General features: G+C 73.2%; 27 protein-coding genes, 1 pseudogene and 1 riboswitch. Of the genes and pseudogenes, 10 read left to right on the forward strand and 18 right to left on the reverse strand.

Annotated elements, in window-relative coordinates:
- Positions 1–24: 24 nt before the first annotated feature.
- Positions 25–552, reverse strand: a complete 528-nt coding sequence (locus ACIBIW_RS07940; RefSeq protein ID WP_399333178.1) for a DUF6328 family protein — start codon at positions 550–552, stop codon at positions 25–27.
- Between the two features lie 315 nt (positions 553–867).
- Here ACIBIW_RS07940 and ACIBIW_RS07945 point away from each other — a divergent pair.
- From ACIBIW_RS07945 to ACIBIW_RS07955, 3 genes and pseudogenes are all read left to right on the forward strand, one after another.
- Positions 868–1,026, forward strand: a pseudogene (locus ACIBIW_RS07945) (thiamine pyrophosphate-dependent enzyme); the annotation flags it as partial.
- A gap of 217 nt (positions 1,027–1,243) precedes the next feature.
- Positions 1,244–2,959, forward strand: a complete 1,716-nt coding sequence (ctaD, locus tag ACIBIW_RS07950) for a cytochrome c oxidase subunit I (RefSeq protein WP_399333180.1) — start codon at positions 1,244–1,246, stop codon at positions 2,957–2,959.
- On the forward strand, positions 2,956–3,348 hold the full coding sequence (locus ACIBIW_RS07955; RefSeq protein ID WP_399333182.1) for a cytochrome c oxidase subunit 4: 393 nt from the start codon (positions 2,956–2,958) through the stop codon (positions 3,346–3,348). Before ctaD ends, ACIBIW_RS07955 begins: the two co-directional genes overlap by 4 nt.
- A gap of 69 nt (positions 3,349–3,417) precedes the next feature.
- Here the strand turns inward: ACIBIW_RS07955 and ACIBIW_RS07960 are convergent, their stop codons facing one another.
- The 4 genes from ACIBIW_RS07960 to bioB all read right to left on the reverse strand — a co-directional run bounded on the left by ACIBIW_RS07960 (position 3,418) and on the right by bioB (position 8,476).
- Positions 3,418–5,061, reverse strand: a complete 1,644-nt coding sequence (locus ACIBIW_RS07960; protein ID WP_399333998.1) for a cytochrome bc complex cytochrome b subunit — start codon at positions 5,059–5,061, stop codon at positions 3,418–3,420.
- Positions 5,062–5,229: 168 nt separating this feature from the next.
- Positions 5,230–5,958: a dethiobiotin synthase gene (bioD, locus tag ACIBIW_RS07965; protein WP_399333184.1), complete on the reverse strand. Its 729-nt coding sequence runs from the start codon at positions 5,956–5,958 to the stop codon at positions 5,230–5,232.
- A gap of 75 nt (positions 5,959–6,033) precedes the next feature.
- Positions 6,034–7,296 (reverse strand): adenosylmethionine--8-amino-7-oxononanoate transaminase, encoded by a 1,263-nt coding sequence (locus ACIBIW_RS07970; RefSeq protein ID WP_399333186.1) that lies wholly within the window; start codon positions 7,294–7,296, stop codon positions 6,034–6,036.
- The gene (gene bioB / locus ACIBIW_RS07975; RefSeq protein ID WP_399333188.1) at positions 7,289–8,476 is read right to left on the reverse strand and encodes a biotin synthase BioB; all 1,188 of its coding nucleotides are present in this window, start codon (positions 8,474–8,476) and stop codon (positions 7,289–7,291) included. Before bioB ends, ACIBIW_RS07970 begins: the two co-directional genes overlap by 8 nt.
- Positions 8,477–8,645: 169 nt before the next feature.
- Between bioB and ACIBIW_RS07980 the strand changes: the two genes are divergently transcribed.
- Together ACIBIW_RS07980 and ACIBIW_RS07985 are read left to right on the forward strand one after the other, a co-directional pair.
- Positions 8,646–9,809: an 8-amino-7-oxononanoate synthase gene (locus ACIBIW_RS07980; protein ID WP_399333189.1), complete on the forward strand. Its 1,164-nt coding sequence runs from the start codon at positions 8,646–8,648 to the stop codon at positions 9,807–9,809.
- Positions 9,810–10,059: 250 nt separating this feature from the next.
- The gene (locus ACIBIW_RS07985; protein ID WP_399333191.1) at positions 10,060–10,497 is read left to right on the forward strand and encodes an ATP-binding protein; all 438 of its coding nucleotides are present in this window, start codon (positions 10,060–10,062) and stop codon (positions 10,495–10,497) included.
- Between the two features lie 68 nt (positions 10,498–10,565).
- Here the strand turns inward: ACIBIW_RS07985 and ACIBIW_RS07990 are convergent, their stop codons facing one another.
- The 3 genes from ACIBIW_RS07990 to ACIBIW_RS08000 all read right to left on the reverse strand — a co-directional run bounded on the left by ACIBIW_RS07990 (position 10,566) and on the right by ACIBIW_RS08000 (position 12,535).
- On the reverse strand, positions 10,566–11,039 hold the full coding sequence (locus ACIBIW_RS07990; RefSeq protein ID WP_399333193.1) for a C40 family peptidase: 474 nt from the start codon (positions 11,037–11,039) through the stop codon (positions 10,566–10,568).
- Between the two features lie 5 nt (positions 11,040–11,044).
- A riboswitch (cyclic di-AMP (ydaO/yuaA leader) is annotated at positions 11,045–11,240 on the reverse strand.
- 307 nt (positions 11,241–11,547) lie between these two features.
- On the reverse strand, positions 11,548–11,892 hold the full coding sequence (locus ACIBIW_RS07995) for a hypothetical protein (protein WP_399333195.1): 345 nt from the start codon (positions 11,890–11,892) through the stop codon (positions 11,548–11,550).
- A gap of 7 nt (positions 11,893–11,899) precedes the next feature.
- Positions 11,900–12,535, reverse strand: coding sequence for an ATP-dependent Clp protease proteolytic subunit (locus ACIBIW_RS08000; protein ID WP_399333197.1), 636 nt, complete (start codon positions 12,533–12,535; stop codon positions 11,900–11,902).
- A 97-nt stretch (positions 12,536–12,632) separates the two neighbouring features.
- Here ACIBIW_RS08000 and ACIBIW_RS08005 point away from each other — a divergent pair, with 97 nt between their 5' ends.
- Complete coding sequence (locus ACIBIW_RS08005; protein ID WP_399333199.1) at positions 12,633–12,911, forward strand: type II toxin-antitoxin system Phd/YefM family antitoxin; 279 nt, start codon at positions 12,633–12,635, stop codon at positions 12,909–12,911.
- A gap of 66 nt (positions 12,912–12,977) precedes the next feature.
- Here ACIBIW_RS08005 and ACIBIW_RS08010 read toward each other — a convergent pair whose 3' ends face one another.
- Positions 12,978–13,709, reverse strand: coding sequence for a lysophospholipid acyltransferase family protein (locus ACIBIW_RS08010; RefSeq protein ID WP_399333201.1), 732 nt, complete (start codon positions 13,707–13,709; stop codon positions 12,978–12,980).
- 752 nt (positions 13,710–14,461) lie between these two features.
- On the opposite strand from ACIBIW_RS08010, the gene ACIBIW_RS08015 reads away from it, so the two are divergent.
- Together ACIBIW_RS08015 and ACIBIW_RS08020 are read left to right on the forward strand one after the other, a co-directional pair.
- Complete coding sequence (locus ACIBIW_RS08015) at positions 14,462–15,517, forward strand: methyltransferase (RefSeq protein WP_399333203.1); 1,056 nt, start codon at positions 14,462–14,464, stop codon at positions 15,515–15,517.
- Between the two features lie 125 nt (positions 15,518–15,642).
- A complete protein-coding gene (locus ACIBIW_RS08020; RefSeq protein ID WP_399333205.1) occupies positions 15,643–16,371 on the forward strand; it encodes a TetR/AcrR family transcriptional regulator in 729 nt (242 codons plus the stop codon).
- 38 nt (positions 16,372–16,409) lie between these two features.
- Here the strand turns inward: ACIBIW_RS08020 and ACIBIW_RS08025 are convergent, their stop codons facing one another.
- From ACIBIW_RS08025 to ACIBIW_RS08045, 5 genes are all read right to left on the reverse strand, one after another.
- Positions 16,410–16,769, reverse strand: coding sequence for a hypothetical protein (locus ACIBIW_RS08025; protein WP_399333207.1), 360 nt, complete (start codon positions 16,767–16,769; stop codon positions 16,410–16,412).
- Positions 16,766–17,629 carry an extradiol ring-cleavage dioxygenase gene (locus ACIBIW_RS08030; RefSeq protein WP_399333209.1) on the reverse strand — a complete coding sequence of 288 codons (864 nt, stop codon included), beginning with the start codon at positions 17,627–17,629 and terminating at the stop codon, positions 16,766–16,768. The genes ACIBIW_RS08025 and ACIBIW_RS08030 overlap by 4 nt, the downstream gene beginning before the upstream one ends.
- Positions 17,622–18,503 carry a citryl-CoA lyase gene (locus ACIBIW_RS08035; RefSeq protein ID WP_399333210.1) on the reverse strand — a complete coding sequence of 294 codons (882 nt, stop codon included), beginning with the start codon at positions 18,501–18,503 and terminating at the stop codon, positions 17,622–17,624. Before ACIBIW_RS08035 ends, ACIBIW_RS08030 begins: the two co-directional genes overlap by 8 nt.
- The gene (locus ACIBIW_RS08040) at positions 18,496–19,689 is read right to left on the reverse strand and encodes a CaiB/BaiF CoA transferase family protein (RefSeq protein WP_399333212.1); all 1,194 of its coding nucleotides are present in this window, start codon (positions 19,687–19,689) and stop codon (positions 18,496–18,498) included. Before ACIBIW_RS08040 ends, ACIBIW_RS08035 begins: the two co-directional genes overlap by 8 nt.
- Positions 19,690–19,781: 92 nt before the next feature.
- The gene (locus tag ACIBIW_RS08045) at positions 19,782–20,609 is read right to left on the reverse strand and encodes an IclR family transcriptional regulator C-terminal domain-containing protein (RefSeq protein WP_399333215.1); all 828 of its coding nucleotides are present in this window, start codon (positions 20,607–20,609) and stop codon (positions 19,782–19,784) included.
- 348 nt (positions 20,610–20,957) lie between these two features.
- Between ACIBIW_RS08045 and ACIBIW_RS08050 the strand changes: the two genes are divergently transcribed.
- The gene (locus ACIBIW_RS08050; protein WP_399333217.1) at positions 20,958–22,412 is read left to right on the forward strand and encodes an amidohydrolase family protein; all 1,455 of its coding nucleotides are present in this window, start codon (positions 20,958–20,960) and stop codon (positions 22,410–22,412) included.
- Between the two features lie 142 nt (positions 22,413–22,554).
- The gene (locus ACIBIW_RS08055) at positions 22,555–23,286 is read left to right on the forward strand and encodes an SDR family oxidoreductase (RefSeq protein WP_399333219.1); all 732 of its coding nucleotides are present in this window, start codon (positions 22,555–22,557) and stop codon (positions 23,284–23,286) included.
- A 33-nt stretch (positions 23,287–23,319) separates the two neighbouring features.
- Here ACIBIW_RS08055 and ACIBIW_RS08060 read toward each other — a convergent pair whose 3' ends face one another.
- From ACIBIW_RS08060 to ACIBIW_RS08075, 4 genes are all read right to left on the reverse strand, one after another.
- Positions 23,320–23,643 carry a DUF3040 domain-containing protein gene (locus tag ACIBIW_RS08060; RefSeq protein WP_399333221.1) on the reverse strand — a complete coding sequence of 108 codons (324 nt, stop codon included), beginning with the start codon at positions 23,641–23,643 and terminating at the stop codon, positions 23,320–23,322.
- A 294-nt stretch (positions 23,644–23,937) separates the two neighbouring features.
- On the reverse strand, positions 23,938–24,075 hold the full coding sequence (locus ACIBIW_RS08065; protein ID WP_399334028.1) for a hypothetical protein: 138 nt from the start codon (positions 24,073–24,075) through the stop codon (positions 23,938–23,940).
- Between the two features lie 197 nt (positions 24,076–24,272).
- Positions 24,273–25,223, reverse strand: coding sequence for a cytochrome c oxidase assembly protein (locus ACIBIW_RS08070; RefSeq protein WP_399333223.1), 951 nt, complete (start codon positions 25,221–25,223; stop codon positions 24,273–24,275).
- A 151-nt stretch (positions 25,224–25,374) separates the two neighbouring features.
- Positions 25,375–26,400: a 6-phosphofructokinase gene (locus ACIBIW_RS08075; protein WP_399333225.1), complete on the reverse strand. Its 1,026-nt coding sequence runs from the start codon at positions 26,398–26,400 to the stop codon at positions 25,375–25,377.
- Positions 26,401–26,569: the final 169 nt, after the last annotated feature.

The following is a 26,569-nucleotide window of genomic DNA, read 5'->3' on the forward strand; positions in this document are numbered from 1 at the left end:
GGCCCGCCGTCGCTCCCGGCCGTGTCACTCCGGGTCGTCGCGCTCCGCCACCCGCCGGTGCCGCGCCAGCGCGGGCAGCACGAACCACGCCAGGCCGAACCACACCACCATCCCCGCCACGATCCACCCCGCCGCGGTGTCGCTGCCCGCCACCCGCAGCACCAGCAGCAGCGCCGCGGCCATCGTGCACACCAGCAGGGCCAGGCCGAGCACGGTCAGCCGCGACGCCCAGACCACCGTCTCCGGCTTCAGCCGCAGCCCGGTCAGCATCCGGTGCAGCGACACCGGGCCCACCAGTGCCCCCGTGGTGCCCGCGCCGAGGGCGACGGTCACGATGTACAGGGTGCGGTCGCTGTCGGAAAGCTCCCCGAAGCGCTGCTGGAAGGCGACCGTCAGCAGAAAACCGAAGAGGATCTGCACACCCGTCTGCACCACCCGAAGCTCCTGGAGGAGTTCGCCCCACTGCCGGTCCGCCCGCTGCTCCGGGGTCTCGTCCCGGCCGGGGGCGGCACTCTCCGGGTCCACCCGGTCACCCTCCGCGCCTCGCGCCATGCCGCCTCTCCATCGCTCCGCACGCCACCGACGCCGCTCCGGGTGCCCCGCGAGGCCCGCGCCAATCGGCATCGCCCCGCGATACCGGGCATCCGTCGAGGTTCATCCGGGCGCGGCACGAGGAGATGGCCGCCTTCGAGGCCGTCGGGTACGCCAAGTTCTCCGGCCGGGCGGGGTGTGCGCCGCGACCCCGGGCCCCGCCGACGTCCAGGAACTCGACTGCACCCCGCCCACCCACGCGTTCAAGATCGTGCCGTCGAGCCTCGGCATGGCCTCCTGGGCGCCGGGGTGGCCAAGGCGCTCCTCGGCAAGGACGTACTCCCCGACGACGTCGTCCTCGCCGCGGACTCCGGCTCCGCCGCCAACTGGTACGCCCGCCATGTGCGGATGCGCGGCGACATGCGCGGCTCGCTGTCCGGCACCCTCGCCACCCTGGGCTGCGGTGTGCCCTACGCCATCGGCGCCGACTTCTCAAGGGCGACAGCGACAGGGCCGCCATGGTCAGGCAGGGTTTCAAGGCGAAAATCCAGGAGGCACTGCCGGACCGCCGCCCCCGTTCGTGAGACCCGTACCCGCCCCCCGGCCGCTGCGCCGAACGGCCCACGCCGCGTTTGCCGCCGTCCGCGCGCGGCTACAACGGCTCGGGCGGCGCCCCTGTCGTCACGCGCCGCCGCCGCGAGGAGGCAGCACGATGGCGCAGCTCGAACAGCCGGTCGCACGGCCCGCCGCGGCCCGGTCGGGGACGGAACGCCGAATCTCGGCGGGCAACCGGGTGCTGAGCGTCCTGACGACCACCGACCACAAGACCATCGGCTCCATGTACCTGGTCACCGGCTTCGCCTTCTTCCTTTTCGCGGGCCTGCTCGCGATGGGGATGCGGGCCGAACTCGCAAGGCCGGGGCTCCAGTTGTTCAGCCCCCAGGAGTACAACCAGATGGTGACGATCCACGGCACCATCATGATGCTGCTGTTCGCCACCCCCATGTTCGCCGGGTTCGCCAACGCGGTCATGCCGCTCCAGATCGGCGCCCCCGACGTCGCCTTCCCCCGGCTCAACGCGCTCACGTACTGGCTCTACCTCTTCGGCGGCCTCACCGTGGTCGGCGGCTTCCTGGTGCCGGGCGGCGCCGCCGCCTTCGGCTGGTTCGCCTATGCGCCGCTGAACAGCGCGGTGCGCTCGCCCGGCGCCGGGGGCGACCTGTGGGCCATGGGCCTGGTCGTCGCGGGGCTCAGCACCACCCTCGGCTCGGTGAACTTCATCGCCACCATCGTCTGTCTGCGCGCCCCCGGAATGACGATGTTCCGCATGCCGATCTTCACCTGGAACATCCTCTTCACCTCCATCCTGGCGCTGCTCGCGTTCCCCGTCCTCACCGGGCTGCTGCTGGCGCTTGAGGCGGACCGCAAGTTCGGCGCGCACGTCTTCGACGCGGCCAACGGCGGCGCGGTGCTCTGGCAGCACCTCTTCTGGTTCTTCGGCCACCCCGAGGTGTACATCGTCGCGCTGCCGTTCTTCGGGATCGTCACCGAGATCATCCCGGTGTTCAGCAGGAAACCCCTCTTCGGATACGTCGGCATGGTCGGCGCCACCATCGCCATCACCATGCTGTCGGCCACCGTGTGGGCCCACCACATGTTCGCCACCGGCGCGGTGCTGCTGCCGTTCTTCTCGGTGATGTCGTTCATCATCGCGGTCCCGACCGGGGTGAAGTTCTTCAACTGGATCGGCACCATGTGGCGCGGCTCGCTCTCCTTCGAGACCCCCATGCTCTGGTCCGCCGGATTCCTCGTCACCTTCCTCCTCGGCGGCCTCACCGGGGTGCTGCTGGCCTCCCCGCCGCTCGACTTCCACGTCACCGACAGCTACTTCGTGGTGGCACACCTGCACTACGTGCTGTTCGGCACCGTCGTCTTCGCCATGTTCGCCGGCTTCTACTTCTGGTGGCCCAAGTGGACCGGGAAGATGCTCGACGAACGCCTGGGGAAGATCCACTTCTGGACCCTGTTCACCGGCTTCCAGGGCACCTTCCTCGTCCAGCACTGGCTGGGCGAGGAGGGTATGCCGCGCCGCTACGCGGACTACCTCGCGGCCGACGGCTTCACCCTCCTGAACACGATCTCGTCCATCGGCGCCTTCCTGCTTGGCCTGTCGACGCTGCCGTTCCTCTACAACGTCTGGCACACCGCACACCACGCGCCCCGGGTCGCCGTCGACGACCCCTGGGGCTTCGGGCGCTCCCTGGAGTGGGCCACCTCCTGCCCGCCGCCCCGGCACAACTTCGAGGCGCTGCCCCGTATCCGCTCCGACTCACCCGCCTTCGACCTGCACCACCCGGAGGCCGGGGCCGCCACGCCCCCCGACACCGCCGGGCCCACGCCCAGCACCCACCGGGGGAGCGGCGCATGAGGACCGAGACCAGGCTCTTCGCGGGGGTGGCCCTGTTCTTCCTGGTCACCGACGTCATCTACACCGTGTGGTCCCGGGAGCCCGCGGGCATCGCGGCGCTCACCGTCTCCTTCGCGATGGCCGCCCTCGTCGCGTTCTTCTTCGGCCGGGTGCACCGGCGCGACGGTGCGCGCCCGGAGGACCGCAAGGACGGCGCCGTGGCCGACCGCACGGGTCCTGTCGACTTCTTCCCGCCGCACAGCCCCTACCCGGTGCTCACCGCGCTCGGCGCCGTGCTCGCCGCCCTCGGCGTCGTCTTCGGGCTCTGGCTCTTCCTGCTCGCCGCGGGCGTCCTGCTCGCCGGAGTCCTCGGCCTGGTCTTCCAGTACGCCGACCGGGACTCCGCGTAGCCCCGACACCCCGTAGCCCCGACACCGCGCGGCCCGCGCCACCGTGCGGCTGCGCGCACCGCCGGTGCCTCAGTCCCGGTCCTCGTCGGACCACGGTGACGCCGAGGGCGCCGTCAGCGCCTCCTCGCGGCGCCTGTCCTGCTCCGGTGTCACCGTCGTCTCCACCCGGTCCCGGTAGTACCAGGAGCTGAGCGCCGACCTGAGCCGGCCACGGCGCCGCTCCCCGGCCCGCGCGGGCGGCAGCGGCCCTGGCGTCTCGCGCACCACGAACCGGTAGCGCAGCGCGCCGGGCGCCGGGCTGTGCCGTTCGCCGATGCCGCCGAACACGCTCTGCCCGATCTCGCCCGTCTCGTCGCCCTCCTCGACCCGCCGCCTGTCCCGGAACTGGAGCGCCAGGCACACCCGCCGGGTCAGCCAGAACGCCGCGGGCGGCGCCAGTACGAGCGACACCCGGAAGATCCAGGTCAGCGTGTTCACATCGAGCTTCAGCGAGTGCGCAGCGACGTCGTTGCCGCCCGCCAGCAGCAGCACCGCGTACCCGACCACCGCCGCCACCCCGAGACCGGTGCGCACCGGCCGGTCCCTGGGTCGGTCGCACAGGTGGTGCTCCACCCGGTCACCCGTCACCCACTTCTCGAAGAACGGATACATGTAGAGCACCACGAACAACACCCCGGGCAGCACCACCGCGGGAACGAGCACGTTCCACATCACGGTGTGCCCGGCGAAGTCGGTCTCCCAGGGCGGCATCATCCGCAGCGCCCCCTCGAGGAAGCCCACGTACCAGTCGGGCTGCGCCCCCGTGGACACCTGGTCGGCGTTGAACGGCCCGTACACCCACACCGGGTTGATCTGCGCCACCGCCGCGAGCACCGTGAGCGCCCCGAACACCATCAGCAGCAGCCCCGTCGACTTCGCCGCGAACTGCGGGAACATCGGCTGCCCCACCACGTTCCTGTTGGTCCTGCCGCGCGCCGACCACTGGGTGTGCTTCAGATAGACCACCAGCACCAGATGGGCCACCACGAGCGCCAGCAGCAGCCCCGGGATCAGCAGCACGTGCAGGATGTACAGCCGGGGGATCAGCACATGTCCGGGGAACTGCCCGCCCCAGACGAAGAACGCCAGATAGGTGCCGACCACCGGGATCGAGCTGACGATGGTGAACGCCGTGCGCAGCCCGGTGCCGGAGAGCAGGTCGTCGGGCAGCGAGTACCCGCAGAAGCCTTCGAGCAGCGCCAGCAGGAAGAGGGTCACCCCGATCACCCAGTTGGCCTCGCGGGGCCTGCGGAACGCGCCGGTGAAGAAGACCCGCAGCAGATGCACCCCGATCGACGCCAGGAACACCAGCGCCGCCCAGTGGTGGATCTGACGCACCAGCAGCCCGCCGCGCACGTCGAAGGACACCCCCACCGTGGACGCGTACGCCTGTGTCATCCGCTGCCCGCGCAGCGGGGCGTGGCTGCCCCGGTAGACGGTCTCCACCATGCTGGGGTCGAAGAACAGCGTCAGGAAGACACCGGTCAGCACCAGCACCACGAAGCTGTACAGCGCCAGCTCGCCGAGCAGGAACGACCAGTGGTCGGGGAACGCCTTGCGCAGCAGCGCCCGCGCCGCCTCGCTCACCGGGAGCCGTCGGTCCACCGCCTCGTAGCCGGTCACCGCGGCTTCTCGTCTCCTGGCCGCCGTCCGCCGACCGCGCCGCTCCAGCATGTGCGGGCCTCGCTCCCGTCGCCTGCTCCTCACCTACGCGAGCACATGGTTAACCGCGCCCGCGGGCGGCCAACCCGGCGTTAGGCGGAACAGCGCAGAGCGGCGGGCCAGGCGGGGGTACGGGACAGGAGGGCGCAGGGCCGTACGGGACGGACTGCTGACGCCCCCTCAGTTCCCGGCGGGCGGCGCCGCGAACCGGGCCGTGAACGCCGCCGCGTCCCAGCCACCGCCGAGCCCGGGGCCGAGCCAGCCGGGCGCCGCCGCCCGGAAGCCGCCCGGGGCGAGCGACCCGGCGCCCGCCGGGACCGCGCCGAGCAGGGGCGCGCCCGCGGCCGTCGGCAGGTCCGCCAGATTGCAGCGCGCCGCGAGGCCGGGCCGCTCCGGCCAGCTCCCGACCACCACCCCGAGCTGGTCGAGCCCCCGGGCGCGCAGCGCCTCCGCGGTCAGCGCCGTGGTGTTGAGGGTGCCGAGCCCCGCCGCCGCCACCACCAGGACGGGGGCGCCGAGTTCCCCCGCGGCGTCCGCGAGGGTGCCGCCGTGCGCGCCGAACCTGACCAGCAGGCCCCCGGCGCCCTCGACGAGGACCAGATCGTGCTCGACGGCCAGCTTCTCGGCGGCCCGCGCCACATCCTCCGGCTCGACCGGCGTCATCCCCGCGCGCAGCGCGGCCGTGGCGGGGGCCAGCGGCTCGGGGAAGCGTGACACCTCGGTGGCGGGCACCCCGGCCAGCCGCGCCACCTCCCCGGCATCGCCCGGCTCGTCGGGCGCCACGCCGGTCTGCGCGGCCTTCAGCACCGCGACGGACCTGCCGCCCGCCCGCGCCACCGCCGCGACGGCCGCCGTCGTCACCGTCTTGCCGATCTCGGTGCCCGTCCCCGTGACCACGACGACCGCCATGCCGCCACCGTCCCTTCGTACCGCGCGGCAGCCGCCGCGCGCTCGTCCCGTACGCCCCGCCGTGCGCGGGCCCGCTCAGCCCGCGGTGGCCGCCGCCGCCACGGCCCGGCAGATCCGGGCGACGTCGTCGTCGTCCGCCACATACGGCGGCATCGTGTACACCAGATCCCGGAAAGGACGCAGCCAGGCGCCCTCCGCGACGGCCGCGGCGGTCGCCGCCGCCATGTCCACCTCGTGGTCGAGCTGGACGACCCCGATCGCGCCCAGCACCCGCACCTCGCGCACCCCGGGCAGCCCCGCCGCCCCGGCGAGCCCGTCCAGGAGCCCGGCCTCGACCCGCTTCACCCGCGCCGCCCAGTCCTGCGACAGCAGCAGCTCCACCGAGGCCGAGGCGACCGCCGCCGCCAGCGGGTTGCCCATGAACGTCGGCCCGTGCGCCAGCACCGGCACCTCGCCACGGGAGATCCCCTCGGCCACGGCAGGACTGCACAGCGTCGCCGCCATCGTCAGATAGCCGCCGGTCAACGCCTTGCCCACACACATCACATCCGGGCTCACCCCGGCCTGCTCCGCCGCGAACAGCGTGCCGGTGCGCCCGAAGCCGGTGGCGATCTCGTCGAACACCAGCAGCACCCCGTGCGCGTCGCACGCCTCGCGCAGCACCCGTAGATAGCGCGGCGAGTGGAAGCGCATGCCCCCCGCGCCCTGCACCACAGGCTCCACGACCACCGCGGCCAGTTCGTCCGCGTGCCGCGCCACCAGGGCGCGCAGCACGTCCGCGTACTCCTCCTCGTACGCGGCGGGCGGCGCCGGGGCGAAGACCTGCTCGGGCAGCACCCCCGACCACAGCGCGTGCATCCCGCCCTCCGGGTCGCACACCGACATCGGCTGCCAGGTGTCGCCGTGGTAGCCGCCGCGCCAGGTCAGCAGCCGGTGCTTGCCGGGACTGCCGAGGGAGCGCCAGTACTGGAGGCACATCTTGACGGCGACCTCCACCGACACCGAGCCCGAGTCGGCGAGGAAGACATGCTCAAGCCCCTCGGGCGTGATGTCGACAAGTCGCTTCGCCAGCCGTACGGCGGGCTCGTGGGTGAGCCCGCCGAACATCACGTGACTCATCCTGCCGAGCTGCGCGGTGACCGCCTCGTTGAGCACCGGGTGGTTGTACCCGTGGATCGCCGACCACCAGGAGGACATCCCGTCGACCAGCTCCGTGCCGTCGTCGAGGCGCAGCCTGACCCCGGCGGCCGACTCCACCACGAGCGGCTCCGTACGGCCCGGCATCGGACCGTACGGGTGCCAGACGTGCCGGCGGTCGAGGTCGAGCAGGTCACGCATTGGGTGCGAGGTCCGTTCCCGCGCCCCTGCGGCGTACCGCCACCAGGTCCGTGCGCGCCGCGCCCGCCGGGGCCGGCACGCGCTCCTCCTCGGCGGCGGGCGCCTCGTGCCCGCCCGCGCACGCCCCGCCGCAGCCGTGGCCGCCCTCGGCGCACCCCGGTGCCTCCGACAGCTCGGAGCGGTGGGCGGGCAGCGTCACCGTGCCCGGGTCCTCCACCTCGAAACCGGCGTCCGCGATCATGTCCAGGTCGGTCTTGCCCGCCTGGCCCTCGCTGGTCAGATAGTCGCCGAGGAAGATCGAGTTGGCCAGGTGCAGCGCCAGCGGCTGGAGGCTGCGCAGATGCACCTCGCGCCCGCCCGCGATCCGCACCTCCACGTCGGGGCAGACGAACCGGGTCATGGCCAGGATGCGCAGGCAGTGCTGCGGGGTGAGGTTCCACTCCTCGCCGAGCGGCGTCCCCTCGAACGGGATCAGGAAGTTCACCGGCACCGAGTCCGCGTCCAGCTCGCGCAGCGAGAAGACCACGTCGACCAGGTCGTCGGCGCTCTCGCCCATGCCCGCGATCAGCCCCGAGCACGGCGAGAGCCCCGCGGAGCGGGCCCGGCGCACGGTGTCGACCCGGTCCTCGTAGGTGTGGGTGGTGGTGATGTCCCCGTAGGTCGCCTCCGAGGTGTTCAGGTTGTGGTTGTACGCGTCGGCGCCCGCCGCGCGCAGCCGCTCGGCCTGGCCGTCGGAGAGCAGGCCGAGGCAGGCGCAGACCTCCACGCCCTCGTTCTGGCCCTTGATCGCCTCGATGGTCCGCGACACCCGGTCCACGTCCCGGTCCGTCGGGCCCCGGCCGCTCGCCACCAGGCACACCCGCTTCGCACCGCCCGCGACCCCGGCCGCCGCCGCCCGGGACGCCTCGTCCGGCTTCAGCCAGGTGTACTTGAGGATGTCGGCGCCCGAGCCGAGCCGCTGGGAGCAGTAGGAGCAGTCCTCGGGACACAGCCCGGACTTCAGGTTGACCAGGTAGTTCAGTTTCACCCTGCGCCCGAACCAGTGCCGCCGCACCTTCCCGGCCGCGGCCACCACGTCGAGCACGTCGTCATCGGGGGTGGCCAGCACGGCCAGGGCCTCTTCGCGGGTCGGCAGTTCCCGCCGGAGCCCCTTCTCGACCAGCGTCGTCAGCAGATCCATGGCCTCGATCCTCGCCTACCGCGGGCCCGGGGTCCAAGGAGACTTCGTACAAAGGAGACGCCGCGGGGTGTGGGTATGACCACATGCCGCGGGTTCGTCCACCCCGGTTAGGGTCGCGGTACGGCCCGCCGCCGCCCGCGGGCAGCCCCCGTACCGCATGGAGCGCAGGATGCCGAGACCGCCCTTCGACTGGATCGACGAGCAGGCGCGGCTGCGCGCGGACGCGGGGCTGACCCGGGTGCTGCGGCCGCGCGCCGCGCGGACCACGCTCCTCGACCTCGCGGGCAACGACTACCTCGGCCTCTCCCGGCACCCCGAGGTCACCGCGGCCGCGGCCGAGGCGGCCGGGAGCTGGGGCGCGGGCGCCACCGGCTCCCGCCTGGTCACCGGCTCCACCGAGCTGCACGGGGATCTTGAGCGCGAACTCGCCGCCTTCTGCGGCGCCGAGGCCGCCCTGGTGTTCTCCTCCGGGTACGCGGCCAACCTCGCCGCGGTCACCGCGCTCGCCCCCCACGGCACCCTGCTGGTGTCCGATGCGGCCAACCACGCCTCCCTCATCGACGGCTGCCGCCTGGCCCGCGCCGCTGTGCAGGTCACGCCGCACGCCGAGCCCGAGGCGGTGCGCAAGGCGCTCGGCACCCACCACGGGCCCGCCCTCGCGGTCACCGACTCGGTGTTCTCCGTCGACGGCGACGCGGCCCCGCTCGCGGCGCTCGCCGCCGTCTGCCGGCAGCGGGGCGCGGGCCTCCTCGTCGACGACGCCCACGGCTTCGGCGTGCTCGGCGAGGGCGGCAGGGGAGCGGTGGCCGCCGCCGGGCTCGCGGGCGCCGCCGACACCGTCACCACCGTGACCCTCTCCAAGTCCCTCGGCAGCCAGGGCGGCGCCGTGCTCGGCCCGGCCCCCGTCATCGCCCACCTCGTCAACGCCGCCCGCACGTTCATCTTCGACACCGGGCTCGCCCCCGCCGCCGCGGGCGCTGCGCTCGCCGCGCTGCGGCTGCTGCGCCGCGAGCCCGGACGGCCCGCCCTGGCGCGGGCCGCCGCCGCCCGTCTGTACGAGGGGCTGACGGCCGTGGGACTGCGCGGCACCCGCCCGGACGCCGCCGTCGTCTCCGTGCACGCTCCGTCACCGGAGACGGCGGTGGACTGGGCCGAAGCATGCCGGTCCGCAGGGCTGTTGGTGGGCTGTTTCCGGCCACCCTCGGTACCGGACGGCATCTCCCGGCTGCGGCTGACCGCCCGCGCCGATCTGACCCGGAACCAGCTCGACCGGGCGCTCGACACCATCATCCGCACCGCGCCCGACCTGGCGGACACCGCACACAACGCATGAGAAACGGCCGGAAACGCATAGAGCAGCGGTCGAAATCCCGCCAGCGCGCTCGAAGATCACGTCTAGCCGCTCAAATACGGTCGGTCGTAGCAGAGTTCACCGAATTGAGCGACAGATGTCCGCACATCTCGGTGGATCGGCTCCCGCGACCCCCGTCGAAGTGGCAGGCTGACGGGCAGCACCGGCCCCCGGGCGGCCCCCTCCCCGTCCGCCCCGCGGGACGGCCGGGCCTGGAAGGGGCAGCGCCGCCATGGCAGATCTTCAGGAAGCATCCGTCACGCTGAGGAGTGATGCCGCCTCGGTCCCCGCGGCGCGCGGCTACGTCGGCGACGTGCTCGCCCGGTGGGGCATGCCGTGCGGTTCAGAACCCGCCGACGCGGTACGGCTCATCGTCTCCGAACTCGCCACCAACGCCGTCCAGCACACCTTCGGCCAGTCCCCGACCTTCACCGTCGACGTCGTGCTCGAACGGGACGAGCAACTGCGCATCGGCGTCACCGACAGCCACCCGCGCCACCCCCAGCGGCTGCCCGCCGCGGTGCAGCAGGACAACGGGCGCGGCCTGGTCATCATCCGCTGGCTGATCGCGGAGCGCGGCGGGCGGCTGCTTGTCACGCCCACGCCCGCGGGCGGTAAGACGGTCTGGATCATGCTGCCGTGGCCGGTGCGCGTCGGCGCGGACGCCTGAGCGCCCGCGCCGGGCACGGGGCGCGCGGCGACCGCACCGCGCACCCCTGGGCGCCGAGGGCCGCCAGGTCAGGCGACCCGGCCGTACGACACCTGCTTCGTCCAGATCCGTTCCAGCTTCACCACGTCCCCGCTCTTGGGGGCGTGCCAGATCCGGCCGTGCCCCGCGTACACCCCGACGTGGTACACGCCTCCGCTGCCGTGGAAGAACACCAGGTCGCCCAGGGTGCGCCGGGACGCCTGCACATGGTGGGTGCCGTTGTACTGCGAGGCGGCGGTGCGCGGCAGTTTCTTGCCCGCCTGTTTGAACGAGTAGACCGTGAGACCCGAGCAGTCGAATCTTCGTGGGCCCGCCGCGCCCCACTGATAGGGCGAGCCCTTCTTGGAGGCGGCCACGTCGAGCGCCTTGACCGCCGCCGGGGCGGCCGCGGCCTCGGTGGCGCCGCCCGGTAGCGCGAGGGAGGAGCCCACCGCGGCGAGGGTGAGGGCGGACGCGGTGCAGGACCGCGTGAGAAGACCTGGGACACTATTGAGCGCTGTCATGCGCGAACCCTTCGTCCAGCCGCCTGTGAAGGATGGCCTGTCGGGTTCGGGCGGCGAAGGTGCCCGGCCGCGTCGGCGGCTTCACCCCAAGGGCCTTCGGCGCGATGCCGTCGGCCCGCCGTGCTGGGTCCTCCACTCCTGCCGATCCACTCACGTCGACCCTGCGTCCCGTGCGGCGGCAGGATTCGGCGTCCGCCAGGACCGCCCCGTCGCCGTGACGAGGGCTTGTCGTCGCAACGGATCTTCGTCCACCCCGGGCCCGATGTCAGCGCAATCCGGCGTTCCCCCGGCGCGCCGCGCGGCTGGCCCGACCGGGTGGCGCGCCGTGCGCGCGGGTGCCGTCGCGGCGCTCGTACCAGCGGCGCCGCGCATCCGTGGCGGTGGCGGGCGCAAGTGCGACGGGGCCGCGCCCGGCGCGGTTTCGCCCCCGGTTGGGGGTCTCGCGTTACGCCGGAGGGGGGTAGCCCGTACGGCGCGTTTCGCGGCGCGACACCACCGCGGCGCGGGGTCAGCGGCCGGGGGCGCCGGGCGGGCCGCCGTCCCGGTGCGGCCCCGCGGGGGCGGGCAGGGTGACCCGGGTGGTGCGGCGTTCGCCGTCGAGGACCCGCATGGCCTGCGCGAGCGTGGCGCCGTGCAGCTCGTCCTCGCCGCGCTGGTGCATCGTGGCCAGCGCGTCCCGCAGTTCGAGCGCCTTGGACACCAGGGCCTGGGCGGCCCGTAGCCCCCCGTAGGTGTGGTCGGCGCGGGCCGGGTTGATGCGGCCGAGCAGGTCCACGGCGTCGAGATAGCAGTCGATCAGCTCGCCCTCGGCGCGGGTCAGCGCGGGCAGCGGCGGCAGCTCGGGCGGCAGCATCGGGCGCTCACCGCCCGGCCGGCACGGCCCCGGACGCCTTGCGGTCGGCGATGATGCGGTCCACGAGCCCGTACGCGACGGCCGCCGAGGCGTCCAGCACATGGTCGCGCTCGATGTCCGCCGAGATCCGCTCCTTGTCCCTCCCGGTGTGCCGGGCCAGCAGCTCCTCCAGCAGCTCCCGTACGCGCAGCAGCTCCTGCGCCTGGATGGCGAGGTCCGTCGCCTGCCCCTCGACGGGCTCGTCGAGCGACGGCTGGTGGATCAGCACCCGCGCCCCCGGCAGCATCGCCCGCTTGCCCGGGGTGCCCGCGGCGAGCAGCACCGCGGCGGCGGACGCGGCCTGCCCGAGGCAGCAGGTCTCCACCTCGCAGCCGATGAAGCGCATGGTGTCGTAGATCGCCGTCATCGAACTGAACGAGCCGCCCGGCGAGTTGATGTAGAGGGAGATGTCGCGGTCGGGCGCGGCGTGCTCCAGGTAGAGCAGTTGCGCCATGACGTCGCTCGCCGAGGTGTCGTCGATCCGGGTGCCGAGGAAGACGATCCGCTCGTCGAGCAGCTTGGAGTACGGGTCAAGGGTGCGGTGTCCCGAACTGGAGCGCTCGGTGAACTCGGGCAGCACATAGCGGCCTGACGGCTGGGTCATGACGGTGCCTCCTCGCGACGGACCCCGCGGGCATACTCGCAGGGCCTGCACGTCCTGTAAAAAATGTACAGGACGTACATGACGTAATGTGGGGAGCATGGCGCATGAGATTCCGGTGACGCAAGCACGTGCGGAGTTCGCCGAACTGATCAACCGCGTGGTCTACGGCGGCGAGCGCGTGGTCGTCACCCGCCACGGAAAGCCGCTCGTCGCCCTGGTCTCGGCCGCTGACCTGGAACGACTCGAAGAGTTGGGCGACCGCTCCGAGGACCAGGTGATCTCCTCGGTCTCGTCGGTGCGCGGGGTCGCGTCCGCTCCCGGCGAACGCCGGCGCTTCGGGATCGCGGCGGAGCACAGGGGACCCGACCCCCGGTAGCCGGACGGGCCGCGGGGCCGCCGACGGAGGGGACGAAGGGGCGCCGGGGCGGCTCCCGGCGGCGGGTCAGCTCAGCGGCAGCCGCGGGAAACGGTGCCCGGCGGCAAGCGACTTGTCGCTCTTGGCGGCCTCCGCCTTCGCCTCGGCGGCGTACTGGTCCACGTACTCCTGCCCGGACAGCTCCAGGATGGTGTACATGATCTCGTCGGTGACGGCGCGCAGGACCGCCTTCTCGTCCTCAAGGCCCTCGTAGCGCGAGAAGTCCAGCGGGGCGCCGAAGCGGATGGTGATCTTCCGGAGGCTCGGCAGCTTCTGTCCCGGCGGCTGCGCCTCGAAGGTGCCGATCATCGCGCACGGCACCACGGGCACCCGGGCGCGCAGCGCCATCACGGCCACCCCGACCTTGCCCTTGTAGAGCCGGCCGTCGAACGAGCGGGTGCCCTCGGGGTAGATCCCCAGCAACTCGTCGCGGCTCAGCACCGAAAGGCCTTCTCTGATGGCGGCCTGCCCGGCCGCACGCCCGGAGCGGTCCACCGGGATCTGCCCCACGCCGCGGAAGAACGCCGCGGTCAGCCGCCCCTTGATGCCGGGGCCCGTGAAGTACTCGGCCTTGGCGAGGAAGGTGATACGGCGCCTGAGCATGGCCGGCATGATGAAGTGGTCGGCGAAGGACAGGTGGTTGCCCGCGATGATCGCGGCCCCCGACTCCGGCACGTGCGCGAGCCCCTCGATGCGCGGCCGGAACAGCAGGCGCAGCAACGGGCTGAAGAACAGGTACTTCAGCACGTTGTAGAACACGGTGTTCCCTCGCTCATTCCGGTCGGCTCCACGGGCATGCTCTGCCAGGTCACACCGCCCGTCGGGGCCCCGGCCCGCCCGCCTGCGCCACACCGTCCATGACCAGGTCTGACCGGACCCGTGCCGACTCCCATCCGGCCTTGCTGACACTTGATCAGCGAAGGACCCGATGACGCACGGTCTGCATCTGTCCGGCTGATCCTAGCCCGACCCGCCGGGCGGCCCGCAGAGTCGGGGCGAAAGGGTTCTCCGGGCCCGGCCCCCTCCGACGGTCACGGGCGCCCGCCCCGTCCTCCCGCGCGTCGGCGCGGGGGCGCCGCCGGGGCCCGATCGGTCACGAGCCGGCTGCCCGTTCAGGCACAGGCCCGCGCGCGGGGGCCGGCCCGCCACTGCCCGCCCCTCGACCTCCTGCTGCGCGATGAGGCACTGCTCGCACCCGGGCACCCGACTGGTGGCGGGAAGCCGGAGGTCTCCACCACCGCCGCTGGGCAGGACCTACGGGTTCGTCCAGGAAGGGCAGACCCGTCCCACGGAGGGGCACGCACGCGGCGGGCCGGACTTCGGTGATCATCCGTCAGCCATACTCCCCGCCCGACAGGGCATCTGCACTGTCAGCCATCGGAAGGCGGCGCGGTCGACGGGGCCCAGGGGGAGCGGGCTCGCGTCACGGCCGGACAGTCACCCGGCCCCGCTCCGCCTCCACCCCGAGCGCATGGCCGCGGTGCAATGCGCCTGCCCGACCGAGGAGCGGAATGACCCTCTACGAACACCCCCTGACCCCCGCGGGCTCCGCGGAGCCCGCCGGCGGCGAGGCCGGCCGCATGTTCCAGATGATCACGGGTTACTGGGTGACCCAGGTGGTGCGCACGGCGGCGGAACTCAACATCGCCGACCATCTGCGCGCCGGTCCCGCCACGGCGGCCGAGATGGCGCGCGAGGAGTCGCTCGACCCCTCCGCCACCCACCGCTTCCTGCGCGCCTGTGTCGCCCTTGACCTCGCCACCTGCGAGGACGGCGAGCACTTCGCCGCCACGCCGCTGCTGGAGACGCTGCGCACCGACCGCGCGGGCTCGCTGCGCGACCTGGCCCTGTGGGGCGGGATGTCGTGCCACTGGAAGCCGTGGGACCAGCTCGTCGACGCGGTGCGCACCGGCGAGGCGCAGGCCCCGGCCGTGCTGGGCCAGGACCTGTTCACCTACTTCAGCGGACACCCCGACGAGGGGGAGCAGTTCACCGCGGCCATGACGGCGATGACCGACGGGGTCGCCGAGCACCTGGCCGACGTCATCGACGTGACGGGAGCGGAGAAGGTCGTCGACATCGGCGGCGCCGCGGGCGCCTTCGTACAGACCCTGCTGGTACGGCACCCGTCGCTGCGGGGAGCCTGCCTCGACCTGCCGCACGTCGCCGACGCCGCCGAGAAGTCGGCCGCCCGCGCGGGCGTCTCGGACCGCTTCGACTTCATCGGCGGCGACTTCTTCGACTCGGTGCCCGCCGCCGATGTCTACCTGCTGAAGTACGTGCTGCACGACTGGGACGACGAGTCGGCGGTGCGGCTGCTGCGCAACTGCCGTGACGCGCTCAACCCCGGCGGCCGCATCCTGGTCACCGAACTGGTCATCGGGAGCGAGGAGGCCGCGGGCGGCCTGCCTACCCTCATGGACCTCAACATGCTGACGCTCTCCAACGGCGGCCGCGAGCGCAGCCGTTCGGAGTTCGAGGAGGTGTTCAAGGCGGCCGGGCTCCAGCTTCGTACCGTGACGCCGTCCGCCTCGCTGATCTCCGTGGTCGAGGCCGTGGCGGCCTGAACCGCCGGTGTCCGGCCGCCGGAACGCCAGGGCCTCGTGGCGTCGGCGGCCGGGGCGCCGACGGGCGCACGGGCACGGCAGGTCGACCGCGGTCGTCACGACCGTGGTCGTGCTAGCTTGGCGCCATGCCCACGAACGACGGCGCGGCCGGACCGAGGAGCCGCCGGGAGCGCCCCGCGAAGCCCGCCCTGAGCAGGCAGGGAATCATCGACACGGCGCTCGCCATCCTCCGTGACGAGGGGCTCGCCAAGGTCACCATGCGCCGTGTCGCCGCCGCCCTCGACTCCGGGCACGCGTCGTTGTACGTCTACGTCAGGGACACCGAGGACCTGCACGCGCAGATCCTCGACGCGCTGCTCGGCGACATCGGCGTCCCGGCCGCCGCCGACGGCGACTGGCGCGCGCGGATGCGCACACTGCTGACGGAGTACGGCACCCTCCTCGCCCGCCACCCCGGCATCGCCCGCATGGCGATGTCCACCCAGCCCACGGGCCCGCACTACATGGCGCTCGTGGAGGCGGTGCTCGCGCTGCTGCACGAGGGCGGCGTCGCGGACGCGGCCGCCGCCTGGGGAGTCGACCTGCTCCTGCTCTACCCCACCGCCATCGCCGTCGAGCACAGCAACCCGAAGGCCGACGCCCGCAGGGCCGAGGCCCGTACCGAGCTGGCCGACCGGCTGGCGGGCGCGGACGCGCGGGACCACCCGCACATCGCCCGGCTCGGCGCCGCACTTGTCTCCGGAACCGGCAGGGCCCGTACCGACTGGGCGCTGGACGTCCTGCTCGACGGCATCCTCGCCGCGAACGCCCGTACCCCCGAGGCGGAACCGGGCGGTACCGCGGCCGAGGAGTAGCAGGCCCTCGCCCGCACTCCGTGACCCGGGCGCCCGGGTCATGTCGCGATGTCGGGGTACGGCAGGGTCACATGGGCGAGCCGGCGGGCGTACTCCCGCTGGAAGCCGAGGGGTTCGTGGTCCCGTTCGAACATGCCGATGAAGAGGGTGAGCGTGAGGAACGGGTGGGCGCCGAGTGCGAAGAGCCTCGGGTAGTCGTGCGTGGCCAGCGCCTCGCGCTCGGTGTCGTCGAAGCGGAGCCAGGTCGAGGACTCGCCCTCGTGGCAGCCCAGGATGCGGCCCGCCCAGTTCTCCTCCCAGAAGGCGACGGTGCCGCGCGGGTCCTCCCGGTAGCGCTCGACGAGCGCGGGGTCCCGGTCGACGGTGAACAGGAACTTGTCCAGCAGGTACTTGCTCACGCCCGCACCCCCCGCGGATACCAGGTGAAGTACGCCTCCATGGTGTGGAAGAGGTCGTACGTGTCGACGTAGTCGGCCTTCTCGCCTTCCCCCGCCACCCCCATCATCAGCAGGAAGTCCATGAAGCCGTGGGTGGCGTTGCCCGGCAGGTGCAGGCTGTCCAGGGTGACTTCCGCGAGGCAGCCCTCGATGTCGCCCGACGCGATCCACCCGACCGCCCTGCGGTCGAACTCGGGGTCGGGCCCCGTCGGCCCGAACTGCCGCGGCCCGCCCAGCTCCAGCGAGAGATGCCCGGTGCCGATGACCGCCACCCGCTGGTCCGACGGCCAGGACTCGACCAACTCCCTGATGGTGCGGCCCAGTTCGACGAAGCGCCGGGGGCGCGGCAGCGGCGGCGCGAAGATGTTGGTGTAGACGGGCACGACGGGCAGGTCGTTCTGCGGGCGCAGCGTGAGGATCGGGCAGGTGATGGAGTGGTCGAGCCGCAGCTCGTTGGAGAACGCCAGGTCGAACCCGGCGTCGAGGCCCTCCCGCAGCACATGGGCGGAGAGCGCCTCCTCGCCCGTCAGCAGCATCCTCGGCAGCCCGAACTCCCGCTGCTCGTTGGAGAAGTTGGCGTCGTAGAACGGCGCCTTGCCGACGAGGAACTGCGGCATGTTGTCCAGCCAGAGCTGGTGGAAGTGGTCGGAGCCGACCATGACGAGGACGTCGGGCCTCGCCCTGGTGAGGGTCGCGCGGAACGACTCGATCTTGCGCACCCACTCATCCGCGAACGGCGGCCGGTCCTCGCCGGTGGCCGTGCTGGCGCGGTAATAGAACGGGTGGTGGGTCGACGCGATGACGGCGACCAGTTCAGCCATGGGCTCCTCCGTGGTCCGCGGCGCGGGGCGGGTGGGGCTCGGGAGCGACCGGGCGGTTGTTGAGGTCGACCGAGCGGAAGATCTCGTCGGCGACCGGATGGCGCAGCTCCTCGGCCAACTGGCCGATGAGCCCCGCGGTGCGGGCCAGCAGCGCGAAGCCACGCAGGAGTTCGAGCGGCAGCCCCAGGTCGGCCAGTGCGGCGCCGCAGGCCCCGGCGCCGTTGAGCGGCAGCGTCCTGCCGAGCACCCGCGGATGCACCCGCCCGATCGCCGCGAACAGCGACAGATGGGGGCCGTGAAGGCCCTCCTCGGCGGCGATGCGCAGCAGCCGCGGGGTCCGCGGGTCGCCCCGCTTGTGCACATGGTGCCCGAGCCCCGGCACATAGCGGCCCTCGGCCCTGGTGGCCGTGACGGCGTCGAGGGCGACCGCGTCCCAGCCCGCGTCGTCCGTGGGCGGTGCGCCGCCGAGGCCGCCGATGACCCGGTCGAGGTAGCGCCCGCAGTCCTCGGTCACCCCGAGGAAGCGGGAGCCGCCGCCGAGCAGCCCGGCGGCGAGCGCGCCCTGCACCGAGTCGGGCGCCGACAGATAGGTCAGCCGGGTCACGATCGCGGTCGGGGTGAAGCCGTGGTCGGCGAGGGCGGCGAGCACCGCCTCGAAGACCCGGGTCTCGCCGGGGGAGGGGCGCCGCTGGGCGGCGAGCCAGAACGCCAGCTCGCCGAAGCCGACCTCGCCCATGACGTCCTCGGCGAGGTCGCGGCCGAGCAGTGTGATCGAGGTGGGGGACGAGGCGCCGAGCGCCGTCGGATAGCGCCGGACCTCTGCGCCGTCCGCACCGTGCTCGCCGTGCTCGGGACGGTCGGCCGGGTCAGGCATCGTGCTCCGCACGGGGGCTGCTCAGCCAGGCGCGCACCAGGGCGCCGTGCTCGTCGAGTTCCGGCGGCGGCAGCCGGTAGGCGATCTCGGTCTCGGAGAAGCGCACGGGGTGGCGGGTGGTCGGCACGGCACGCCCGCCCTCGCCCGCCGCCACGACCGGTTCGAGACCGAAGCGCTCCGCCATGGCGAAGCCGCCGTCGATGGTGTGGACGGGACCGCAGGGCACCCCCGCCGCGACGAGCAGGTCGAACCACTCGGCGGCGCCGCGCACGGCGAGCCGCCGCACCAGCAGCGGCCGCAGCTCGTCCCGGTTCGCGGTGCGGTCGGCGTTGCGGGCGAAGCGCGGGTCGTCGGCCGCCTCCGGCATGCCGAGCACCTCGCACAGCCTGCGGAACTGCCCGTCGTTGGCGGCGGTCACGATCAGGTCGTGGTCGGCGGTGGGCAGCGGCTCGTACGGGAACACGCTGGGGTGGGCGTTGCCCATGCGGTAGGGGACCACGCCCCCGGCGACGTACGCGGAGCTGTGGTTGACGAGCCCGGTCAGCGCCGAGGACAGCAGGTTGACCTCGACGTGCTGGCCGCGCCCCGTCGCGTCCCGGTGGCGCAGCGCGGCGAGGATGCCGATGGCCGCGTGGTTGCCCGCCATCACGTCGAAGACGGAGATGCCGGCGCGGTAGGGCGGCCCGTCGGGGTCGCCGGTGAGGCTCATCAGCCCGGAGACCGCCTGGACCATCAGGTCGTACCCCGGCACATGCCGCCCGGGACCCGAGCCGAAGCCGCTGATGGAGGCGTAGACGACGCCCGGGTTCGCCTCCCGCACCGTGGCGAAGTCGAGCCCGTACCTGGCGAGTCCGCCGGGCCGGAAGTTCTCGACCAGCACGTCGGCCCGTGCCGCCAGTTCCCGCGCGAGCCGGGCGTCCGCTGCGTCGCGCAGGTCGAACGCGACCGAGCGCTTGCCGCGGTTGACGCCCAGGTAGTACGTCGAGGTCCCCTCGCGCACCGGCGGCGTCCACGCACGGGTGTCGTCGCCGCCTGGGGCCTCCACCTTGATGACGTCGGCGCCCAGGTCCGCGAGCAGCATGGTGGCGTAGGGGCCCGCCAGGACGCGGGAGAAGTCGGCGACCAGCACGCCCGCCAGCGGCCCCCGGGCGGCGGGGGAGTCGGTCGCGCGGTCCGGCATCCCCATCAGCTCCCCGGGAGAACGTCCGCTGGGCGGACGGACGTCCGGCCGGTGCCGATTGTGCCACGGCCGCGCCACGCGTCAAGGGGTCGTGGCGCTCAGCCCCGCGGCTCGGCGACCGCGCCCTGGCGGTGCGTCACCTGGGGCACCGTCTCCAGGCGCGCGAAGTCGGCGCTGATCTCGCCCGCGGTCCGCAACAGCAGCGGCAGATGGTGCTCGACCAGGCGCGCCACGGGTGTCTCCGCGGCGTGCGCGTTCACGTTGAGCGCGGCGATCACCCGGCCCTCGCCGTCGCGCAGCGGCGCGGCCACCGAGCGGATGCCGCGCGCGAGTTGCTCGTCCGTGAGGGCCCAGCCCCGGGCGCGCACCTCCCGCAGCGCCGCCTCGCGCTCGGCGCGGTCGGGCCGCCAGCGCGGCATAAGCCCCGACCTGCTCGGCTCGGCGAGCGCACGGTCCGCGTCGGCCGGGCCGAGCGCCGCGAGCAGCACCTTGCCGAGCGATGTGGCGAGCGCCGGGAACCGGGTGCCGATCTGCACCGCGAGCGTCACGATCCGCGGCACGGCGACCCGCGCGACATAGACGATGTCGCCGCCGTCGAGCTGCGCGATCGAGCAGGACTCGCCGGTGCGGGAGGACAGCTCCTCCATGTGCGGCCTGGCCACGTCCCACAGGCCCATGGACCTCACATACGCCACGCCGAGGCCGAGGACGCGCGGCGTGAGCGCGAAGCCGGGCGTCCGGGCGCGGACATAGCCCAACTCCTCAAGGGTGAGCAGGATGCGGCGCGCCGTGGGCCGGGCGAGCCCGGTCGCCGCCGCCACCTCGCTCAGCGACATCACAGGACGCCCCGGCTCGAACGCGCTGATCACGTCGAGGCCGCGCGCCAGCGCCTCGATGAAGTCGGGTCCCGTCCCCTGGCGTGCCATACGCTCCCCCGTCCGTCAGCCGTCGTCGCACCCCCCTGTCCGCTGGACGGACAGGCCGCGCACGGCCCGACCAGTGAAACACAACGCCGACTCCACGGGCATATCGTCAGGCCATGGCCGCCCTCCAAGCAGCCACGGCGCACGGCCGCCCGTACTGCCGAAGAACGGGAACGGACGACTCGACCGCAGAGCGGACACAGAAGCCCGTTTCCGTGTGCTCCCGCCTCCCTCCAGACGGTTGACACCCGAACTGCCGCTGCACACAGTGGCCTTGCATCCTGCCGACCGTCTGGCAGACGGGCGTCCGGACCCCGGGCGACCCGGTCGCACCGTGGTGAGGAGCCCCTGGTGAGCGAGCGCACTCCCTTCCCGTCAGGACGCCCCGTGGTGCTGCGCGGCGGCACGGTGCTGCCCATGGACGACCGGCGCCGTGTCCTGGAGAACACCGACGTGCTCGTCGTCGGCGACCGGATCGCGGCCGTCGGCACCGCGCTGCCCGTCCCCGACGACACCGTCGCCGTCGACGCCACCGACGGCATCGTCATGCCCGGGATGATCGACACCCACCGCCACATGTGGCAGACCGCCATGCGCGGCTACGGCGCCGACTGGACCCTCACCCAGTACTTCGTCTGGTACTACCTGGAGTCCGGCAAGCTCTTCCGGCCGCAGGACGTGTACGCGGGCAACCTCCTCGCGGCGGTCGAGGCCCTCGACGCCGGGGTGACCACGGTCGTCGACTGGTCCCACGGGCTGCGGACCGTCGACCACGCGGACGCCGCCGTCGACGCGCTGCGCTCGGTCCCCGGCCGCTTCGTGCTCGCCTACGGCAACATCCAGCAGCCGCCCGCCGTATGGACCGGCGCCCCCGAGTTCCGGGACTTCGTGCGCCGCCGGATCACCGGGGACGACATGCTGGGCTTCCAGATCGCCTTCGACGTGACCGGCGACCCCGAGTTCCCCGAGCGGCCCGCCTTCGAGACGGCCCGCGACCTCGGCGTCCCGGTCACCACGCACGCGGGCGTGTGGGGCGCCACAGGCGACGACGGCATCCGCCTGATGCACGACAACGGCTTCATGACCCCGCAGACCGTGTACGTGCACGCGGCGTCGCTTTCCACCGACTCCTACCACCGCATCGCCGCGACCGGCGGCTCGGTCTCCGTCTCCACCGAGAGCGAGCAGAGCGCGGGCCAGGGCTACCCGCCCACCTGGGCCATCCGCGCCCACGGCATCCCGGTCTCCCTCTCCATGGACACCAGCGTGTGGTGGAGCGGCGACCTGTTCTCCGCGATGCGCGCGACACTCGGCGCCGACCGCGCACGCGAACACCTGGAGGCGCACGCCAGGGGCGAGACCGTCACCCACTGCGCGCTCCGCGCCGAGCAGGTCGTCGACTGGGCGACCAGGGGAGGCGCCCGCGCCATCGGCCGCGGCCACGACCTCGGCAGCGTCGAGGCGGGCAGGAAGGCGGACCTCGTCCTGCTCAAGAACGAGCACTCGCCCGTCTCGTTCCCGGTCCTCAACCCCTTCGGCCACGTCGCCTTCCAGGCGCAGCGCGGGGACGTGCACACCGTCCTGGTGGACGGCCGCGTCGTCAAGCACGAGCACCGCCTCGTGGGCATCGACCTCGCCGCGGTCCGCGCGCGGACCGACGCCACCGTCGCGTACCTGCGCGCCACCCTGGGCGAGGAGGGCTGGCGCAGGGGCATGAGCCCGGACGTCCCCGAGACCGGGATACTCGACAACCCCTACACGTACACCGACTTCCGCACCGCCTCCACCCACAGCCGCAAGGAGTGATCCCGCGGCTCCCCTCCAGCCCTCCTCCGGGCCCGCGGCACACTCCCGCGGGCCGCTGTGCGACCGTGGTGGCGACCAGACGGGCACCGCGGACACGCGGGACGCACCACGCGTCACCGGCACAAGGAGCAGCGAACAGCGCATGGCACGGCCCATCACCATCGTCACCGGAGGCGGCCGCGGCATCGGCGCCGCCACCTGCGTGCGCCTCGCGCGCGACGGGCACGACATCGCCCTCGGCTACGTACGGGACCAGGACGCGGCGGAATTGACGGCACGTCAGGTCAGGGCGCAGGGCGCCCGGTGTGTCGCCGTGCGCGCCGACGTCGCCGAAGAGGCCGACGTCGACCTGCTCTTCGACACCGCGCACGCACAACTCGGCGCCCCCACGGGGCTCGTCAACAACGCCGGCTACTCGGGCCCGCTCACCCGGCTCGCCGACGCGGAGACCGCCGTCCTGCGCAGGGTGCTCGACGTGAACCTCCTCGGCACCCTGTTCGCCTGCCGCCGCGCCGCCCGCGACATGGCCGGGGGCGGCGCCGTCGTCAACGTCTCGTCCGGCGCCGCCACCCTCGGCTCCCCCGGCGAGTACGTCCACTACGCGGCGGCGAAGGCCGCCGTCGACTCCCTCACCCTCGGCCTCGCCAAGGAACTGGGCCCCGCCGTCCGGGTCAACGCGGTCGCGCCCGGCGCGATCACCACCACCATGCACGCCGACATGGGTGACGCGGGACGCGCCGAACGCATCGGCGCCGGCACCCCGCTGGGCAGACCCGGAGCCCCCGAGGAGATCGCCGCCGCCATCGCCTGGCTCCTGTCGGACGACGCCTCGTACACCACGGGCGCGGTCCTCAGGGTCGCGGGCGGGCGCTGAGCGGCGCCCCCCGCCGGGAGGGCGCGCCCGCGGTCAACGCCCGTCGCGTCGCCCCGCGCGCCGTCGCCGTACCAGCACCACCCCGCCGAGCACCGCGAACGGCCAGGTCGCCGCGAACGCCCAGATCGCGCCCGGCTCCTGGGTCTGGATGCCCGCCACCAGCAGGACCGCCGCCGCCACCGACGTCAGCAGCAGGAAGAGGTTCCTGCCCCACTCGGCGGCCTCCCACCCCTCGCGCAGCCGCCACCTGGCACGTGTCGTACGCGTCCGCCGGTTCAGATCCCGGTCGTGCCTGAGGACCTCCTCCATCTCGTCCAGGATTCGCTGCTCGTGATCGGGAAGCCGACCTGTCGCCATGGTTCCCACCTCCCAGCGCTCTCGTCGGCCGGTGTCCTGCGGCTCTCGCCTGACACGGCCACGAGTCCCCACGCTCCCGGCGGCCTAACGTGCACCGGCCGGCTGGTGGCGGGGGAGGGGCGGCGCCCCCGGGTGGCCCGGCGCCGCGCCCGCGCGCCGACCGGTACCGCAGTCATCCGGCCCCGCCTCGGCCACACAAAGCCCCCAGGTCGCTCGTTCGCCGCATCCGGATCAGGCCACGACGGCCAAGGCGCCCCCCGGGGCCCCAGGGGGGCGTCGGCGCGGGCCCCCGGGTCAGGTGCTGCGGGAGGCCACCATCCCCAGCGTGATCAGGCCGAGCACGACCCAGCCGAACCACAGCCACCCGTTGCTGCCGAGCGCCACCGTGTAGGCGGTCACGGCGACCAGGCCGCCGACCGTTATGACCCCCATCGCCTTCGTCGTCCCCGGCGTCTCGCGCATCGCGGCACCCTCCTCGTGCGGCCGGACGCGCCCGCGCCCGGGTCCGAACCTCCATAGTCACCCGGAAGGGCTACGAGAGGCCAGAGGACCAGGTGCCGGGGGTGGCCGTTCCGGACGGTGGCCGCGCGGTCACCGTCCGCCCGCCCGGCCCCCGCGGCCGGTACGCGTCAGTTCCCGCGGGCCTGGAGCGACGCGAGATACGCGTTGTACTCGGCAAGCTCCTTGTCGCCGTCGCGGTCCGCCTGGCGGTCGGCGCGGCGCGCCTGGCGCTGCTCGGAGCGGTACCACTGGAACAGCAGCGCAAGCAGCACGATCACCGACGGGACCTCGCTGAACGCCCAGGCGATACCGCCCGCCGCGGTCTGGTCGGACAGCGCCTCGATGCCGAGCGAGGCCGGAGGGTGCTTGTACGCGTCCACCATCGGGCCCGACGCCATCATCAGCGCGATGCCGAAGAACGCGTGGAACGGCATGCCCGCGAACAGCTCCAGCATCCGCATCACATGGCCGGGGCGGTGCGGCCCCGGGTCGATGCCCATGATCGGCCAGAAGAAGACCAGGCCGACCAGGAGGAAGTGCACCATCATCGCCGCGTGCCCGACGGCGGAGCCCATCAGGCTGTCGAAGAGCGGCGTGAAGTAGAGCCCGTAGAGGCTGGCGATGAACACCGGGATGGTGAAACCGGGGTGGGTGACCACCCGCAGGAACCGGCTGTGCAGGAACGCCAGCAGCACCTCGCGCGGCCCGGTGCGCCCGCGCCCCGCCACCGGCAGCGCCCGCAGCGCCAGTGTCACCGGCGCCCCGAGCAGCAGCAGGAGCGGCGCGAGCATGCTGATGATCATGTGCTGCACCATGTGCACGCTGAACATGACCATGCCGTAGTCGTTGAGCCGGGTGCACATCGTCAGCAGGACGAGCAGCACTCCGAGCACGAAGGACACGCTGCGGCCCACGGGCCAGGCGTCGCCGCGCCGCAGCAGCCGCGCCAGGGCCGAGCCGTACAGCGCGAGCCCGACGAGGCAGGCCGCGAGGAAGAACGGCTGGGTGGACCAGTGGAGCCCGTTGCCCAGCGTGAACGGCGGCAGGTCCATCGTCATGCCGTGCATGCCGTGATCCATCCGCCGCTCCTGATTCGTGCCGATTGCGCGGTTCTTGACGGCAACCAGACTAGAACCGCCCCCGCCGGGACCCGAGGGCGGGGGCGGCTTACGCGCATGGGGCGGAACCCATGTGGGTCACCGGGCGAAACCCGGGTGGCTCAGGGGGCGTTCACAGGACGGTCTCGGCCTCGGCGTAGCGCGCGTCGGGCACCGTCTTCAGGGTCTCCACGGCATCCGCGAGCGGCATCATCACGATGTCGGTGCCGCGCAGCGCCGTCAGATGCCCGAACTCGCCGCGGTGCGCGGCCTCCACGGCGTGCCAGCCGAAGCGGGTCGCGAGCACCCTGTCGTACGCGGTGGGGGTGCCGCCGCGCTGCACATGGCCGAGGATCACAGGACGCGCCTCCTTGCCGAGGCGCTCCTCAAGCTCCACGGAGAGCTGCCGCGCCACGCCCGCGAAGCGCTCGTGGCCGTACATGTCGGTGCCGCCCTCGTCGAACTCCATGGAGCCGGCGCGGGGCTTCGCGCCCTCCGCGGCCACCACGATGGCGAATTTCTTGCCCGCAGAGAACCGCTCGCCGACCCGCCTGGCCAGCTCGTCGATGTCGAAGGGCCGCTCGGGCACCACGATGGCGTGGGCGCCCGCCGCCATCCCCGAGTGCAGCGCGATCCAGCCGGTATGGCGGCCCATGACCTCCACGATCAGCACCCGCTGGTGGGACTCCGCGGTGGTCTTCAGCCGGTCGAGGGCCTCCGTCGCCACGCCCACCGCGGTGTCGAAGCCGAAGGTGACGTCGGTGCCCGCGATGTCGTTGTCGATGGTCTTCGGGACCCCGACGATCGGCAGGCCCCCGTCGGACAGCAGCCGCGCCGCCTTCAGCGTGCCCTCGCCGCCGATCGGGATGATCGCGTCGAGCCCCAGGTCGGCCACGTGGCCCTTGGCGCGCTCGACCCCGTCGCGCAGGTGCGCGGGCTGGACCCGGGAGGAGCCGAGGATGGTGCCGCCACGGGCGAGGATGCCGCTGACCGCGTCCAGGTCAAGCTTGCGGTAGTCGCATTCGAGCAGGCCCTTCCAGCCGTCGTGGAAGCCGATGACCTCGTCGCCGTGGTCGACGACGGCTCGGTGCACGACCGAACGGATCACGGCGTTCAGCCCTGGGCAGTCGCCGCCGGAGGTGAGAACACCCATTCGCATAGCCCGGAATACCTTTGCAACGTGGGCCGAAGGCCGGACCACGTCGTCCGGCTGGAGCACGGCCAGCCTACCGGCGACCCCGGACCGCCAGGACCCGCCGTCCGACTGCTGGACACGCTTCCAGGCGCCGTGTGAGCGATTCGACACCACGCAGCGGAACGAGGTCCCT

The sequence above is a fragment of the Streptomyces sp. NPDC050560 genome (genome assembly GCF_044457285.1).
Taxonomy (GTDB): Bacteria; Actinomycetota; Actinomycetes; order Streptomycetales; family Streptomycetaceae; genus Streptomyces.